Source organism: Kutzneria sp. 744, assembly GCF_000568255.1.
GTDB lineage: Bacteria > Actinomycetota > Actinomycetes > Mycobacteriales > Pseudonocardiaceae > Kutzneria.
Genome location: NZ_KK037166.1, coordinates 4425364 through 4439150 on the forward strand (window position 1 = coordinate 4425364; position 13787 = coordinate 4439150).

Here is a 13787-nt window from a genome sequence, read left to right on the forward strand (position 1 = left end):
TGGGTGACCGAATCGGCGGTCAGACGGGCATCCGGTTGAATTTGCGGATCCCCTTGTCGAACGTTCCGGCGGGGGCGAGGCGGCGCAGCGTGCGCATCCGCCGGGCGAGCGGGCCGGCGGTGTAGCGCAGCTTCGGCTTGGGATCGGTGGCTGCCGCGACGACCACCTCGGCGACGACAGCCGGGTCATCACCGACCTTCATCGCCGCGGCGATCACCTCGTCGAAGACGCGCCGTCGCTGCGCGTACACAGCCAGGGGGGTGTCAGGCTGCGCGGCGTTGGTGTCGAAACCGGTCCTGGTGTAGGCGGGCTCGACGAGCAGCACCCGGACGCCGTGCTCGCGGACCTCGTGGTCCACAGACTCGGAGTAGCCCTCGATGGCGTGCTTCGCCGCGACGTAGAGGGCCATGTAGGGCTGGGGGACGAGCCCGAGAACGGACGAGATGTTGATGACGCGTCCGCTTCCTTGGGCTCGCATGTGCGGCAGGGCGGCCTTGGTCATGCGCATGACCCCGAAGACGTTGATGTCGAAGACATTCCTGGCCTGGGTCACGGAGTTTTCCTCGACGGCGCCGGCCGAGCCGATACCGGCGTTGTTGACCAGGACGTCGATCCGGCCGAACCGGTCGATCACCTGCCGGACCGCGGTGTCGGCGGAGTGGTCGTCGGCGATGTCGAGGTCGAGGAAGGTCACGCCCGCGGGCGGGGTGAGTCCCCGGGTGTGCCGGCCGGTGCCGATCACCGCGAAGCCCGCTGTGGCGAGGGCGGTCGCCGTTGCCTTGCCGATGCCCGAGGAGGCGCCTGTCACGAGCGCGACCCGCTGGGTTGCAGCCATCGCTGACTCCTTGTCCTGGTGAATTACGTCGGTTTGGATCGCCGCGCGGCAGAGCGCACGCGGGCATGACGGGTCCCCGGAGCGCGCTGGGGCGTCTGGTGAAGTTCGGTTGCCTGGAGCGATTCCTCGGCCAGGGCCCGCTGACGTGAGGCGGTTCAGCTGTGCTGTTCGTTGCCCAGCAAGGTAAAGGCGTTGTGGATGCCTTGTTCGAGTAGGTCGTCGGACAGTTGCCGGTCGGTCAGGGCGCGGGAGAGCTGCAGTGTCCCGGCCAGCATCGCGAGGAGACTGAGCGCCTTCACCCGGGCCGCGGGTGGATCGTCGGGGGCGATACGAGCGGCGATGCCGTCGATGACCAGCAGGACGCCGTCGGTGTAGGCCTGCCTGGTGGTGTCGGTGCAGCGCCCGATCTCGTCGAGCAGTGCGGCGTTGGGGCAGCCGTCGCCGGGGTTGTCGCGGTGCTCGGCCGACAGGTACCAGCGCACGATCTGGTGGAGTCCCGCCAGTCCGGGCTCTGCCTGCGCGACGACGTTCGCGTTGAGGGCCTGCAGCTGGTCGGCGATCGCGGTGGCGACGAGGTCGTCCTTGGACGTGAAGTGGGCGTAGAAGGCGCCGTTGGTCAGCCCGGCGTCCTTCATCAGCGTGGAGACTCCGGAGCCGTCGATGCCGTCTCGCTTGAGCCGGCGCCCGGCCGTCTCGATGATCCGCTGCCGGGTCTCCTGCTTGTGCTCGCCGCTGTAGCGCACCATGCTTTCCTCGCCTCCGCCGGCCGATCATATGGTATTTCACTCGTAAGCCAATGGGCGGCCGCCGGATCAACGTTCCCGGGCGAGGAATTCGAGCGCCTTGGCGACGAACTCGCCGTGGTACTGGAAGATCCCTCCGTGCCCCGCGTCGGGGTAGATCACCAGTTCGCTGTCGGGCAGGCGCCGCGCCAGGTCGGCCGAGTTGGTGGTCGGCACCATCCGGTCGGCGTCGCCGTTCGCGACGAGCACGGGCTGGCGGATGGCGGACAGGTCGGCCGGTCGCGCCAGGCCCCAGCGGTGGATGGCCTTGAGCTGCGCACCGTAGGACCGCAGGGAGATCGTCTTGTCCCGGTTGACCTTGCGCTCCTTCAGCCGGGTCAGGAACTGCTTGCCGGCGCTGCGTCCGTTCGCGGTCCGGGTGAAGAACAGGAACTGCTTCGGGTCCTGCGCCGTGAGCAACCCCCGGAGAGTGTCCAGGTGCGAAATCCTGGTCACGTTCTTGATGCCCTCGCCGCCGGCCGGGCCGGTGCCCGCGATGATCAGCTTGCGGACGAGTCGGGGTTCGTCGGCGGCAATCAGCTGGGCAATCATGCCGCCCATCGAGAAGCCGAGCAGGTCGACCTCGGGGAAACCCAGCGCCTTGATGAACGTGACGGCGTCGTTCGCCATGGCCTCGATGGTGTTCGGTGTCGAGCCGGTGGACGCGCCGACGCCGCGGTTGTCGAAGGTGATGACCCGGCGTGCCGCGGCGATGCCGTCGACGACACGGGGATCCCAGTTGTCCAAGGTCGCGGCCAGGTGGGTCAGGAAGACCACCGGGACGCCGGTGTCCGGGCCGAGCACGCGGTAGGCGAAATCCACGCCTCCGGCGGAAACCGTGCGGGTCGATGTGTCCTGATAGGACGCCCGGGCGTCCTCTCGTGCTGCTTGCGGGTTGTTCATGGCTGTCCTCGTCTGTCGTTGGGGTCGCCGTCCGGCCGTGATTGCAGTATGGTCATAATTCAATGGCCACCGCAAGTGGTCGGCTGAACGAGATGAGGAGAGCGGGAACACATGAAGGCATTCATCGTCGAGCGCTACCGCAAGGACGGCCTGCGCGCCGCAGAGCTGCCGGAACCCCAGCTGGGCACCCATGACGTCCTGGTGAGCGTCCGCGCCGCCGGCGTCAACCCGCTGGACGCCAAGATCCGCGACGGCGACTTCAAGCTGATCCTGCGCTACCGTCCGCCGTTCGTGCTCGGGCACGACGTCGCCGGCGTCGTCACCCGCGTCGGATCCGCGGTGCGGAAGTTCAAGGCCGGCGACGAGGTCTACGCCCGTCCCCGGGATCACCGCATCGGGACGTTCGCCGAGCTCATCGCCATCCATCAGGACGACGTCGCCCTCAAGCCGGCCTCGCTGTCCATGGTGGAAGCGGCCGCCGTGCCGCTGGCCGGGCTCACCGCGTGGCAGGCCCTGGTCGAGCGCGCGAACGTGACGGCTGGGCAGAAGGTCCTCATCCACGCCGGTTCCGGTGGCGTGGGCACGATCGCGATCCAGCTGGCCAAGCACCTGGGTGCGACCGTCGCCACGACCACCAGCACATCGAACGTCGAGTGGGTCAAGGCTCTCGGCACCGACCTGGTCATCGACTACAAGCACGAGGACTTCGCCGAGGTCCTGTCCGGCTACGACGTCGTTCTCGACCCGTTGGGCGGTACGAATCTGGCGAAGTCCTTGACCGTGCTCAAGCCCGGCGGCCTGGCGATCGGCATCGCCGGCCCGCCCGACCCCGCTTTCGCCCAGCAGATCGGCGCCCCGGCCTTCCTTCGCGTGGCCATGACCCTGCTGAGCCGCCGCACCCGCCGCCAAGCGAAGCGGCTAGGCGTCCAGTACTCGTTCCTGTTCATGCGGGCCGGCGGTTCGCAGCTGCAGGAGCTCGCCACCCTCATCGACGCCGGCCACCTGCGCCCGATCATCGACCGGGTGTTCCCGTTCGACGCGACGCTCGACGCCGTCGCCTACGTCGACCAGGGACGTGCCAAGGGCAAGGTCGTAGTGACCCTGGAGTAGCGCACAGGTGTTGCGGTCCGCGACCGTTCGGCATCCTGGTCCAGGCGTTGTCCTGGCGCCGGGGCGCGGACCACGGTCGAGGGCTGTTGACTCACCGGAGGCCGTGTCGGCGAGCGATGGATCGACCACACCAGGTTCCACTGACTGACCGCACCAACTAGTGCCCAGCACCACATCCACCACAGGATGAAAAAGGTTCAGGGCGCCAGCGCCTTCTGCTTGAGCAGCTCGTACTCGGCGCGGTCGATGGCGCCGCTGTCCAGGAGATCCTTGGCCTTGGCTATCTGGTCTGACGCGTGCCCGGTCGAGGACGCCGACTGGATGTAGCTCCCGAACCGAGCCTGCACCGCCTCCGCCTCGGCGCGGCGACGTTCGGCCATGTTGCCGCCCTGCACGACCAGGTAGGTGAGCACACCGATGAACGGCACCACGATGACGAAGACCGTCCAGCCCGCCTTGCCCCAGCCGGAGATGTCCGAGCGGCGGAACAGGTCGGCGAAAATCACGATGAACAGCCAGAACCACATGATCCAGGCGAACAGGACGAACATCGTCCACAGCACGTCGAACAGTGGATACCCGCTGCCTTCGGCCAGCATCATGGCGTCTCCCGGAAAGCCCGTCGACGTGCGGTCGCACGCCCGGGGCCAAGCTCCCGTGCACGCCGCGCCGCCACATCCCCCGCAACGGATGGACTATCGGGAATTACCATGGGTGGCAGGCCTTCCACGCAATTGCGGCCGGAGGGGAGGTGTGCGTGGCCCCGCCATCGCGGTGGCGTCCGACGCTCGTGGCCGCCGTCCGCCCGCTGCTGAGCACCGCCGGGCTCGTCGTCGTGTACTACCTGCTGCCGATGAACCGCCCGCTGACCGGATCGGCCTTCGCCCTGTTGGCGGTCGGACTGGTGGTCGTGATCGGCGTGGTCGTCTGGCAGGTCCGCGCGATCCTGCGCTCCGCGCATCCAGCGGCTCAGGGCGTCCAGGCGCTCGCGGTGATCATTCCGCTGTTCCTGCTGGTCTTCGCCTCCGTCTACTACCTGATGGCGCGCGATCTTCCCGGCAGCTTCAGTGAACCGCTGACCCGCACCGACGCGCTGTACTTCACCGTCACGGTGTTCGCCACAGTCGGATTCGGCGACATCGTGGCGCTGACGGAGGCCGCCAGGATCGTTGTCACGACGCAGATGCTCGGCGATCTGCTCGTACTCGGCGTGCTGCTGCGGGTCATCCTCGATGCGGTGCAGCGCCGCCGGCAGGATCGGACCTGAACCTGCGACCCACCGCCGTCAGCAGCAGTTGGTACCCGGCGAGCACCACGACCACGACGAGCAGTCCGGCCCACGACGACAGCAGCAACGCCGCCAGCGCGGCGACCGCGACGCCGGCGATGCGGAGCAGGTCGACATGGGCGCGCACCCAGTCGGGACCACTGGCCAGCACGCGGCCGGCGACCGGCCGCAGCTCTCGAAGAGTGATGGCGGCGCCTGCGCCAGCACCTGCGCCTTGACCACACGCGTCGACGCGGTGACGACGACTACCCAGACCACCAGCCACAGCCCGAACTGGAGCACGGTCCGGCGCCGCCGCGGCGAGATCCACAGCGCGGTTGCCACTGTCACCACCGCGAGGGCGATCACGCCGTGAAGTCCCCGCTTCACCAGCAGGACCGCGTGCTGCAACCGCCGGAGTTCGTTGCCCCGCTACACGGTGAACTGGGCGAAGTTCGCCGGCAGCGTGACGCCGAGGGCGTCCCCGATCCTCGCCCTGAGGTTCTGTGGGATCTCTCCGCCGGTCACCTCGGGCAGGTTGAGCTGGTGGCCGAACAGCGTCGGCAACCGCTGCGAGAGGTGGCGCAGCACCTGGTTGACGATGGGCAGCAGGTCGATGCGAATCTCGTCGCCCTGCGCCACGGCGACCTGGCTGGTCCACCAGCATGTCGACGGCCTGCTGGTGGACCAGCCGGTTGGCCTCGATCCACAAGGCCTGGAACTGGTCGGTTCGCGCCAACTGGTCGACGATGCGCCGCACGAAGTCGTGCAGCTGACCGGTGACCGGATGAACGCCGCCTGGCTCGGCAGGACCTCGGACAGCCGACGCGGCACGTCGAGCGCCTGAAAGACCTCGTCGGTCGCGTAGCTGGCGATGGCCGTGGCGACCTGCGGGTCCTTGGGCAGCGGCGCCGCCGTCTGCACCCAGTGGTCGGTGTCGAGCACGGTCCACGTCGCCCACACCCCACAACGGTGCTGGCCACCACGCAGAAGGTGGCCAGCACGACCAGGATGGCCGTCGCACACCCGCGCGCGGCGGCTGTGAGCCGGCCACGCCGCTTCCTCGTGTCCAGCTCGGATCGCAGCGGAGCCACCTCGGCGCGCAGGCGTGCCAGTTCCTTCTCCGGCGAGCCGCCTGGCGACGGGGCGGCCCGCACGGCGACGACTCCTTCTCAGCTGACCCTGCTGTGCTCGCCGATCGCGCTGACGCCGGTCGTCTCCTCGCGCACGTCCGTCCACCGGACGGTCAGCGCGTACAGCACCACGGTGTCGAGCGCGATCATCAGCAACGACCAGATCGGATAGGCGCCGATCCAGAACACCTGTGCCACGGCGTGCACGCCCACGATCACGATCGCCGCGACGCGCGCCGCGCTCTTGGCCGCCAGCAAGCCGAGCCCGGTGAGGATCAGCACCCCGCCGGAGATCAACAATCCCCATCCCCAGCCGGTCAGGTCGACCAGGTAGAACTTGTCCTCGACCACGACGACCCGGCCGCGCTGTCCCAGCGCCACGAGGCCCTCGACGACATTGATCCCGCCGATCACCACGAGCATCGCGCTGGCGAAGACCACCGAGCCGACCCACACCATCTTGTTCACCACCATCTGTCGTCCCTTCTCGGGTAGCCGCGGTAGTTATCGGCAGACCCTCGCGCGGGCCGGCGGACCGGCGCTTCATCCGCCAGGGGTGAACCGACCGCTGCTACCGGGACTTTCCGCTCCCCTTGGCCTTCGGCCCCTCCGCCTCGAGTTCCGCCCTGGCCGCGAGCAGGTCCTGCCGCACGTCCTCGTCCAGGACCGGATAGCGGGGGGCGATCGTGATGAGGGTGTTCGCGATGGCGGCGGCCGCAGCCAGCCGCGCGAACCACTGTCGGTCGGCGGGAACAACGTGCCACGGCGCCCAGTGCGTGCTGGTGTTGGAGAGCATCTCGGAGAAGGCATCCTGACAGTCGTCCCAGTGCTGGCGTTCCCGCGCGCGTCGGCGGCGGAGAACTTCCAGTTCCTCTCCGGGATCTCGATGCGCCGGAGGAACCGGCTCCGCTGCTCCTGCGACGAGATGTCGAGCAGCGGCTTGACGAAGTCGGTCCGAACCACCGAGCCGGCACGGTTGCTGTCGCGCCACGCCCGCGCCGGCGCGCACCGCACGCGTGACGCCGCCGACGACTGGCGGGCACTCAGCCCGCTCGGCCGCACCCAGGGCGACGAGGCCGCCGAGCGCCTGCATGGGTTTCCCATCCTGCTCGTGCTGTCCAGCCCCGCACTCAGGTGCCGGCAGACCGTCGTTCCGCTGGCACGCACGTTGGCGGTGTCGCACAGCGTTCCTGGTGGGCACCCGGTCCTGCGGTACCTGCGGCCGATGCGCCGGACCGACGGCGGAGCAGTGCCTTGTACAGCTCCGAAACCAGGATGATCGGGGCGGCGGCCACGACGCAGGCCAGCCACTGCCCGAGGTCGAGGCTGATGGTGTGCAGGATCTTCTGGAACAGACCGAACTCGGTGGCGAGCACGATCGCCGCCACCGACATCGCCGTGGTGACGCGGAAGCGCCGGTCGTCGAAGGTGTCCAGGCTGAACATCGACCGCTGCCCGCTCCTGATCGTGAACGAGAAGAACAACTCGGAGATCGAGAACGTGGTCAGCCCCATCGTGCGGGCGACGTCCAGACCGTGGGCGGCACCGGCCCACCAGATCACCAGGAGGGTGCTGGCGCCCAGCACGAGTCCGGCCACGCCCAACCAGGCGAGCACGCCGCGCGGGACGATGGGCTCGTCGGCCGGGCGGGGTGTGCCGAGCATGAGGCCGTCGGCTGGCTTGCCGGAGCCGAGGCCGATGGCCTGGAACATCTGGGTGGTGAAGTTCGCCCACAGCGTCTGCGTCGGCAGGAACGGGATCCCGGCGGCGAGATTGAGGATGCTCGCCCCGAGGAAGGTGACGACGAACCCGACCAGCGCGCCCATCTGGAAACGGACGTACCTCGTGAGGTTGTCGTAGAGTCCGCGGCCCAACTCGACCGCCCTGACGATGGTGGAGAAATCGTCGTCGGTGATGATCATCGTGGCGGCCTCCTTGGAGACCTCCGTGCCGGTGATGCCCATCGCGATGCCGATGTCGGCCTTGCGGAGCGCGGGGGCGTCGTTCACCCCGTCGCCGGTCATGGCGACGACATCGCCCTTGCGTTGCAGCACCTCCACCAGCCTGACCTTGTGCTCCGGGGTGACCCGCGCGACGACACCGATGTCCTCGACCTGCTCGAGCGCCTCGTCGTCGCTGAGTGCGCCGAACTCGGCGCCCACCACGGCCCTGCCCTCGATGCCCAGCTCACGTGCGATCGCCTCGGCGGTCACCACGTGATCACCGGTGATCATCCGGACCCGGATGCCGGCCGACTTCGCGGTAGCGATCGCCTCCCTCGCATTCGGACGCGGCGGGTCGACGATGCCGACGAGCGCCAACAGGGTCAGGCCGTCGAGCAGGGCGAGCAGGTCGGCGTTCGGGTCGAACCCCACGTGGTCGAAGTCCTTGCGGGCGGTCGCGAGCACCCGCAGCCCCCGTTCGCCCAGCCGTCGGTTCTCGGCGAGGTAGCGGGCGCGGAAATCGTCGTCCACTGTGGTGGCGGCGCGGGCCAGCAGCCGGTCGGGTGCGCCCTTGACGAAGCAGCGCACGATGTCTTTGCCGGACTCGTCGGTCATCCGGTGGAAGGTCGCCATCAGCTTGTACGCGGCGTCGAACGGAACCTCGGCGATGCGCGGGAACCGTTCCCGGCTGGACTTCGCGTCCAGGCCACCCTTCTCCGCCAGCACGACCAGCGCGCCCTCGGTCGGATCGCCAACCAGCTCGCCGTCGCTGACCACCGCGTCGGAGGCGAGCACCATCGGCAGCAGGAACGGTTCGAGGTCGACCTCGGGCTGGCCGGCCACGTGCGTGATCCGGCCCCGCGTCGAGTACCCGGTACCTCCGACCGAGTACCGGCGGCCGGGGATGGCCAGCTCGACGGCGGTCATCTGGTTCAGCGTCATCGTTCCGGTCTTGTCCGAGTTGATCGCCGAGGTGCAGCCGAGGGTTTCGGTGGAGCGCAACTGCTTGACGATCGCGTGCTTGCCGGCCAGGGACTGGGTGCCCAGCGAGAGCAGCGTCGTGACGACCACGGGCAGGCCGGTGGGGATCGCGGCGATGGCGAACGCTGTCGCCGCGGTGAACACCGCGCTGAAGGGCAGTCCCCGGGTCAGGTTCACCACCACCGACAGCAGCAGCGCGATCCCCGCGATGACCAGGATCTGGTTGGTCAGCCTGGCCAGCTGGCGGGTCAGCGGCGTCTGGACGCCCCGCTCCACGCACAGCATGCCGGAGATATGGCCGACTTCGGTCGTCATCCCGGTCGCGGTCACGACGAACTCGCCCGCGCCCCTGGTGACGGCGGTGTTCAGGTACACCATGTCGGTGCGGTCGCCCAGATCCGTGTCGACCCGATCCACCGGATCGACCCCTTTGACCACCGGGACGCTCTCGCCGGTGAGCGCGGACTCGTCGATCTCCAGCCTGGCCGCCCGCACGAGCCGGCCGTCCGCCGGCACCATGTCGCCCGCCTCGATCAGCACGAGGTCGCCGGGGACCAACTGGTCGGCCGGCAGCTCCACCAGGGTTCCGTCTCGCCGCACCCTGGCCACGGCGATCGTCATCTTCTGCAGGGCCGCGACGGCCGCGACCGCCTTGCCCTCCTGATGTAGGCCGAGCACCGCGTTGAACAGCGTCAGCAACAGGAGCAGGGCGCCGGTCCCGTATTGCCGCAACGGGAACATGCTGCAGATCCCGGCGACCAGCAGCACGATCTGCATCGGGTCGGCGTACTGCCGGACGAAGGCGCGCGGCCAGGGTTGCCTGCGCTCCTCGGCGAATCGGTTGGGACCGAACACCTGCAGGCGTGCGGTCGCCTGCGCCGCGCTCAGGCCGTTGGCGCGGTCGACGCCCTCCGTCCGAAGCACGTCGGCGACCGAAAGCGTGTGGAACGGGGTGGACACCGTTCGCCTCGTCATCGGTGGTCTCCTTCCGGCCGCTGGCGCAGCAGCGAGCGTCCACTGCGGTTTGTGGCGAGTCTTCATCCGCGCAGGGTGAAGACCCTCGGCTGACGGTCAAGGTGGCCAAGGTCGGCACCGACGGCCTCAAGGCGTCCGTCCAGCAGGTGTGACGGACCTGCGGAACAATGAGCCACGCCCGGGGGTTGCCGCGCCGGCTACTGCGCCGCCGGGGTCGTGGCAGGCAGGGGTGTGCCGTGCAGCGCCGCCTGCAGGTCGGCCTCGGCCTGCTCGGACAGCGAGGACTTGAGCACGGTGCCGCCGAACTTGCTCATCGCGGCAACCGCCTTGTCCGGGGTCACCTTCTCGACAATGAGGAACAGCGCGGACGTCCCCGGTTTCAGCATTTCGCGCACCTGGTCCTGGAACTGCCTGCTGACGCTTGACTTCTCGACCCTTCCCAGCAGTGCGCCGAGCCCGCCGCCGACCGCCATTCCCAAGAACGGAACGAAGAACAGCAGGCCGAACAGCAGGCCCCAGAACATGCCCCACATCGCCCCGCCGGCCACCGCGTGGTGGCTGGTGGTCGTGTGGAACCTGCCCTGCTGGTCCCTGCTGACCACGGCGATCGCGTCCGGCTGGATGATGAGCTCCTCGGCGAGACACTGAGCCTCATGCGCGGCCAATGAGGCCGTGGTCTCGTCGGAGTATCCGATGGCCACCAAAGTCGCCATGGCGTCCACTTCCTTTCGCTCCTCCCACATGGCACGGCTTGCGCCTCCATCTCAGCGAGCGAAGGAAGGGGCCGCTTCATCCCCCGGGCATGAGACGCCAAGGCAAGCTAATTGCCCGCTTCGGACGAGTGAGTGTTGCTCAATCTCATCCGAAGGAGGTGGTGTGTGCGGCGGTCGCAGGGACAACGCTGGACTCGGCAAGGTACTCGACGCGGCCGCTGGTCTGAATTAACCACAACGATCAGGCGGGTGACTTGAGGTGCGTGCCGAGACTGCCGCGGTAGACGCGGCGACTCCCAGCGGAGATCCCCTGATGTCGGCGAAGCTGCGCGTGGCGGAGATCCGGTCCCGGGTCGTCGCGCGGCAGCGGCTTCTCGACCGCCTACGTCATGGGGCCCGAGGACCGCTCACACTCGTCAGCGCGCCGGCTGGCTCTGGCAAGACCGTTCTCGCCAGCTCGTGGGTGTCGGCCGGACTGGCGCCGGGCAGGGTCACCTGGATCACCCTGGACTCCGGGGACGACCGGCCGGGGATCTTCTGGACGTACGTGCTGGAAGGGTTGGCGCGCAGCGGAGTCCAGGTCGGTGCGGTCGATCGGCCGGCACGGGCCAAGGCGGTGGACCGCTCGCTGCTGATCCGCCTGTCTGCCTGCCTGTCCGAGCAACCAGAACCGTCCGTGCTGGTACTGGACAACGTCGAGAAATTGGGACACGGGCGGGTCGTCAGCGACATCGAATTCCTCATCCAGCACTCCTGCCCCCAGTTGCGTGTAGTGGCCATCAGCCGGATGGACCCGCCGCTTCCGCTGCACCGGTACCGGCTCTCGGGATGGGCCACCGAGATCCGGCTCGACGAGCTGGCCTTCACCGTTCCCGAGACGCAGGCACTGCTGGCCGAGCACGGCGCGCAACTGGCACAGGACAGCCTTGCGCTGCTGGCGGAGCGGACCGAGGGGTGGGCGGCCGGACTTCGCCTCGCGGCGATCTCGTTGCAGGACAGGTCACCCCAGGACGGTGAGCGGATCGTGCACCGCTTCGGCGGGGGCCGACGCGACGTGGCCGAGTATTTTCTCGCCGAGGTGCTGGACTTCCAGCCACCCGGCATCCGTGAGTTCATGCTCAGCACGTGCGTGGTCGACACGCTGCGGCCCGAACTCGCCGACGAGCTCAGCGGCCGCGCGGACAGCGCGCGGGTCCTGCGGGCCCTGGCCAGCGCGAACGCGTTCGTGGAGCAGACCGACGACGGCGGCTTCCGTTACCACCCGCTCTTCCGCGACCTGCTGCGAGCCCAGCTCGACTACTGCGAGTCGAGTGAGAACCTCACGCGGCTGCACCGCAAGGCGGCGCGATGGCTGGTGGCCAAGGGACAGGTCGTCGTGGCGGCGGGCCACAGCGCGATGGCCGGGGACTGGAAGTGCGCGGCCACGCTCGTCGTCGAGGAGTTGGCGATCGGCGGACTGCTGGCAGGCACGGATTCGCCCCCGTTCGCCCAGGTCTTCCAGGCCATGCCGGGCGATGTCGGTGGTCCACACGTGGCGATCCTGCGGGCCGCACTCGCGATGGCAGCCAAGGACGACGAAGCCTGCGCCTATCAGTTGTCGCGAGCACGGGAGTCGGTCGACAACGGTGCGCCCGAGGCAGGCACCCGGGCGGTCCGACTCTCCATCGCCGCCTTGGAAACGTTGCTGGCCGGGGCACGCGCCGACGTCGACCGGGTGGTCGCGGCGGCGGCCACGGTCGAGGAACTGGCAGCCGACGGCGAGGTGACGCCGGCGAATCTGCGTGCCGTCGTGGCGGCGAGCAAGGGGGGCGCCCTGCTGTGGGCGGGCGAACTCGAGGATGCCGAGGACACGCTCGTCGCTGCGGCTCAGTCCGCGGAGGCTGGTGGGCTGGATCGGCTGAGGGCGCACGCGCTGGGGCAACTCGCCCTGCTCAACGCGGTCCGGGGCCGACTGCGTCGGGCCACCAAGTTCGCGCGGTTGGCCAGCCGGCTGGTCGGTGAGGATCGGCCCCCAGCCGTCGACGCGGCGTTCGCCTGGATCTACGCCGACGAGTACGACGTCCCCCGTGCTCGACAGCACATGCGGGCGAACGCCGACCACGACGACCCGGTGGCCGCTGCCGCGCTGGCCGTCGTACGTGGCCGGCTGCTCCGCAGGTGTGTCGGGCTCACGACCGCGCCGTTGCCGCCCTGGCTGACCAGCGAGACGGAGATCCAGACGCTGGCGGCTCGGGTGAACCTGTGGCTGCGCAAGGCGTCCCAGGAGTTGGATCGGGGCAGGAACGACCTCGCCAGGCATGCGCTCGAGCAGGCGTTGCAGCTCGCGGCTCCGGAGAACCTGCGGCGCCCGATCGTCGAGGCACCGCCCCGGCTGCGGCGGTTCCTGCGACACGAGCAGGAACTCGTCAAGCGCCACCTCTGGCTGGGCAGCGCGATCGCTGGCACACCGACCATCCAGCCGGCCAGTGCGCCCGCCACGCTCATCGAGCCGCTGACCGACCGCGAGCACGAGGTCCTGTGCAACATGGCCGCCCTGCTGTCCAATGACGAGATCGCGCAGAAGATGTTCGTGTCAGTTAACACGGTGAAGACTCACATACGTGGGATTCTGCGCAAGCTGTCCGCCAATCGCCGCAACGAAGCCATCCGGCGTGCCTGCGAGCTGGGCCTTCTCCGGGTGAGAGGTAACGGGACCTTTGCCGGGTCATCGAAGGTGATCGGAGTCTGATGCCCGAGGTGGCCTGGTCCTGACCGGCCACCCGGCCATCTCGTGACCCGGACGCCGAATTCACTCAGGTTGACGACGTCCGGGGCCGGCTCGTCGGTCACCCTGTAGCCGGTCAACCTGCAAGTCCGACGGCGCCGACCTCGCCCCCGCGCGCACGCTTTCATCACCGATGAGCTCACACGTGGGGGATCTCGCGGTGCCGCCCGGTTCCGGTCAGGGACCGCCGGTTCATTACGGCACCGACCACGCTCGTCACGATCAGGATCACGGCCGCCGCGACATCGCCGACGAACTGCGCGATCCGGTGCACGGGAAGCAGCGCGGCGATCAATGCCGATGGACAGTCCGTGCGGCGCGGTTGCCAACACCGGCGCTACCAGCAGTGTCCGTCTTCTGGGTGGTGTGCCGGGCGGGTCC

At 68.9% G+C, this 13787-nt stretch carries 15 protein-coding genes and 1 pseudogene; 5 read left to right on the forward strand and 11 right to left on the reverse strand.

The annotated features are described in order from the left end of the window. Window positions 1-19: 19 nt before the first annotated feature. From KUTG_RS19945 to KUTG_RS19955, 3 genes are all read right to left on the reverse strand, one after another. Window positions 20-835, reverse strand: coding sequence for an oxidoreductase (locus KUTG_RS19945; protein ID WP_084579523.1), 816 nt, complete (start codon window positions 833-835; stop codon window positions 20-22). Between the two features lie 155 nt (window positions 836-990). Continuing rightward, a complete protein-coding gene (locus tag KUTG_RS19950) occupies window positions 991-1581 on the reverse strand; it encodes a TetR/AcrR family transcriptional regulator (protein ID WP_043718758.1) in 591 nt (196 codons plus the stop codon). Window positions 1582-1647: 66 nt separating this feature from the next. Next, window positions 1648-2520, reverse strand: a complete 873-nt coding sequence (locus KUTG_RS19955; RefSeq protein ID WP_043718760.1) for an alpha/beta fold hydrolase — start codon at window positions 2518-2520, stop codon at window positions 1648-1650. A gap of 111 nt (window positions 2521-2631) precedes the next feature. Between KUTG_RS19955 and KUTG_RS19960 the strand changes: the two genes are divergently transcribed. Further along, window positions 2632-3630, forward strand: a complete 999-nt coding sequence (locus KUTG_RS19960; RefSeq protein WP_043718761.1) for an NADP-dependent oxidoreductase — start codon at window positions 2632-2634, stop codon at window positions 3628-3630. A gap of 197 nt (window positions 3631-3827) precedes the next feature. Here the strand turns inward: KUTG_RS19960 and KUTG_RS19965 are convergent, their stop codons facing one another. Further along, the gene (locus tag KUTG_RS19965) at window positions 3828-4232 is read right to left on the reverse strand and encodes an SHOCT domain-containing protein (RefSeq protein ID WP_084579525.1); all 405 of its coding nucleotides are present in this window, start codon (window positions 4230-4232) and stop codon (window positions 3828-3830) included. A gap of 155 nt (window positions 4233-4387) precedes the next feature. On the opposite strand from KUTG_RS19965, the gene KUTG_RS19970 reads away from it, so the two are divergent. Beyond that, on the forward strand, window positions 4388-4897 hold the full coding sequence (locus tag KUTG_RS19970) for a potassium channel family protein (protein ID WP_052396628.1): 510 nt from the start codon (window positions 4388-4390) through the stop codon (window positions 4895-4897). On the opposite strand, the gene KUTG_RS58705 is transcribed toward KUTG_RS19970, so the two are convergent. Next, window positions 4854-5045, reverse strand: coding sequence for a hypothetical protein (locus KUTG_RS58705; RefSeq protein ID WP_198047232.1), 192 nt, complete (start codon window positions 5043-5045; stop codon window positions 4854-4856). The two genes, KUTG_RS19970 and KUTG_RS58705, sit on opposite strands and share 44 nt — an antisense overlap. Before the next feature lie 87 nt (window positions 5046-5132). Between KUTG_RS58705 and KUTG_RS58710 the strand changes: the two genes are divergently transcribed. Next, window positions 5133-5273: a hypothetical protein gene (locus KUTG_RS58710; RefSeq protein WP_157494655.1), complete on the forward strand. Its 141-nt coding sequence runs from the start codon at window positions 5133-5135 to the stop codon at window positions 5271-5273. Window positions 5274-5329: 56 nt separating this feature from the next. Here KUTG_RS58710 and KUTG_RS19980 read toward each other — a convergent pair whose 3' ends face one another. The 3 genes from KUTG_RS19980 to KUTG_RS56460 form a co-directional block, all read right to left on the reverse strand. After that, window positions 5330-5860: a hypothetical protein gene (locus KUTG_RS19980; protein WP_043718765.1), complete on the reverse strand. Its 531-nt coding sequence runs from the start codon at window positions 5858-5860 to the stop codon at window positions 5330-5332. 209 nt (window positions 5861-6069) lie between these two features. Further along, complete coding sequence (locus KUTG_RS19985; RefSeq protein WP_052395020.1) at window positions 6070-6504, reverse strand: DUF7144 family membrane protein; 435 nt, start codon at window positions 6502-6504, stop codon at window positions 6070-6072. A 97-nt stretch (window positions 6505-6601) separates the two neighbouring features. Beyond that, window positions 6602-7039 (reverse strand): polyphosphate kinase 2 family protein, encoded by a 438-nt coding sequence (locus KUTG_RS56460; RefSeq protein ID WP_369794484.1) that lies wholly within the window; start codon window positions 7037-7039, stop codon window positions 6602-6604. Between KUTG_RS56460 and KUTG_RS66305 the strand changes: the two are divergent. Then, window positions 6956-7147 (forward strand): annotated as a pseudogene (locus KUTG_RS66305) (hypothetical protein); the annotation flags it as partial. The gene KUTG_RS56460 and the pseudogene KUTG_RS66305 sit on opposite strands and share 84 nt — an antisense overlap. Before the next feature lie 13 nt (window positions 7148-7160). On the opposite strand, the gene KUTG_RS19995 reads toward KUTG_RS66305, so the two are convergent. Further along, on the reverse strand, window positions 7161-9929 hold the full coding sequence (locus KUTG_RS19995; protein ID WP_063753543.1) for a cation-translocating P-type ATPase: 2769 nt from the start codon (window positions 9927-9929) through the stop codon (window positions 7161-7163). A gap of 197 nt (window positions 9930-10126) precedes the next feature. Beyond that, window positions 10127-10672: a DUF1269 domain-containing protein gene (locus KUTG_RS20000; protein WP_198047233.1), complete on the reverse strand. Its 546-nt coding sequence runs from the start codon at window positions 10670-10672 to the stop codon at window positions 10127-10129. Window positions 10673-10955: 283 nt separating this feature from the next. Here KUTG_RS20000 and KUTG_RS20005 point away from each other — a divergent pair, with 283 nt between their 5' ends. Continuing rightward, the gene (locus KUTG_RS20005; RefSeq protein WP_043718766.1) at window positions 10956-13370 is read left to right on the forward strand and encodes a LuxR C-terminal-related transcriptional regulator; all 2415 of its coding nucleotides are present in this window, start codon (window positions 10956-10958) and stop codon (window positions 13368-13370) included. Between the two features lie 175 nt (window positions 13371-13545). Here KUTG_RS20005 and KUTG_RS58715 read toward each other — a convergent pair whose 3' ends face one another. Beyond that, window positions 13546-13701 carry a hypothetical protein gene (locus tag KUTG_RS58715; protein ID WP_157494656.1) on the reverse strand — a complete coding sequence of 52 codons (156 nt, stop codon included), beginning with the start codon at window positions 13699-13701 and terminating at the stop codon, window positions 13546-13548. Between the last annotated feature and the right edge of the window lie 86 nt (window positions 13702-13787).

What these genes read in the sequence shown, in the direction of transcription:
- KUTG_RS19945 (WP_084579523.1), bottom strand. Translation starts at nt 835, where the DNA reads ATGGCTGCAACCCAGCGGGTCGCGCTCGTGACAGGCGCCTCCTCGGGC.
- KUTG_RS19950 (WP_043718758.1), bottom strand. Translation starts at nt 1,581, where the DNA reads ATGGTGCGCTACAGCGGCGAGCACAAGCAGGAGACCCGGCAGCGGATC.
- KUTG_RS19955 (WP_043718760.1), bottom strand. Translation starts at nt 2,520, where the DNA reads ATGAACAACCCGCAAGCAGCACGAGAGGACGCCCGGGCGTCCTATCAG.
- KUTG_RS19960 (WP_043718761.1), top strand. Translation starts at nt 2,632, where the DNA reads ATGAAGGCATTCATCGTCGAGCGCTACCGCAAGGACGGCCTGCGCGCC.
- KUTG_RS19965 (WP_084579525.1), bottom strand. Translation starts at nt 4,232, where the DNA reads ATGATGCTGGCCGAAGGCAGCGGGTATCCACTGTTCGACGTGCTGTGG.
- KUTG_RS19985 (WP_052395020.1), bottom strand. Translation starts at nt 6,504, where the DNA reads ATGGTGGTGAACAAGATGGTGTGGGTCGGCTCGGTGGTCTTCGCCAGC.
- KUTG_RS19995 (WP_063753543.1), bottom strand. Translation starts at nt 9,929, where the DNA reads ATGACGAGGCGAACGGTGTCCACCCCGTTCCACACGCTTTCGGTCGCC.
- KUTG_RS20000 (WP_198047233.1), bottom strand. Translation starts at nt 10,672, where the DNA reads ATGTGGGAGGAGCGAAAGGAAGTGGACGCCATGGCGACTTTGGTGGCC.
- KUTG_RS20005 (WP_043718766.1), top strand. Translation starts at nt 10,956, where the DNA reads ATGTCGGCGAAGCTGCGCGTGGCGGAGATCCGGTCCCGGGTCGTCGCG.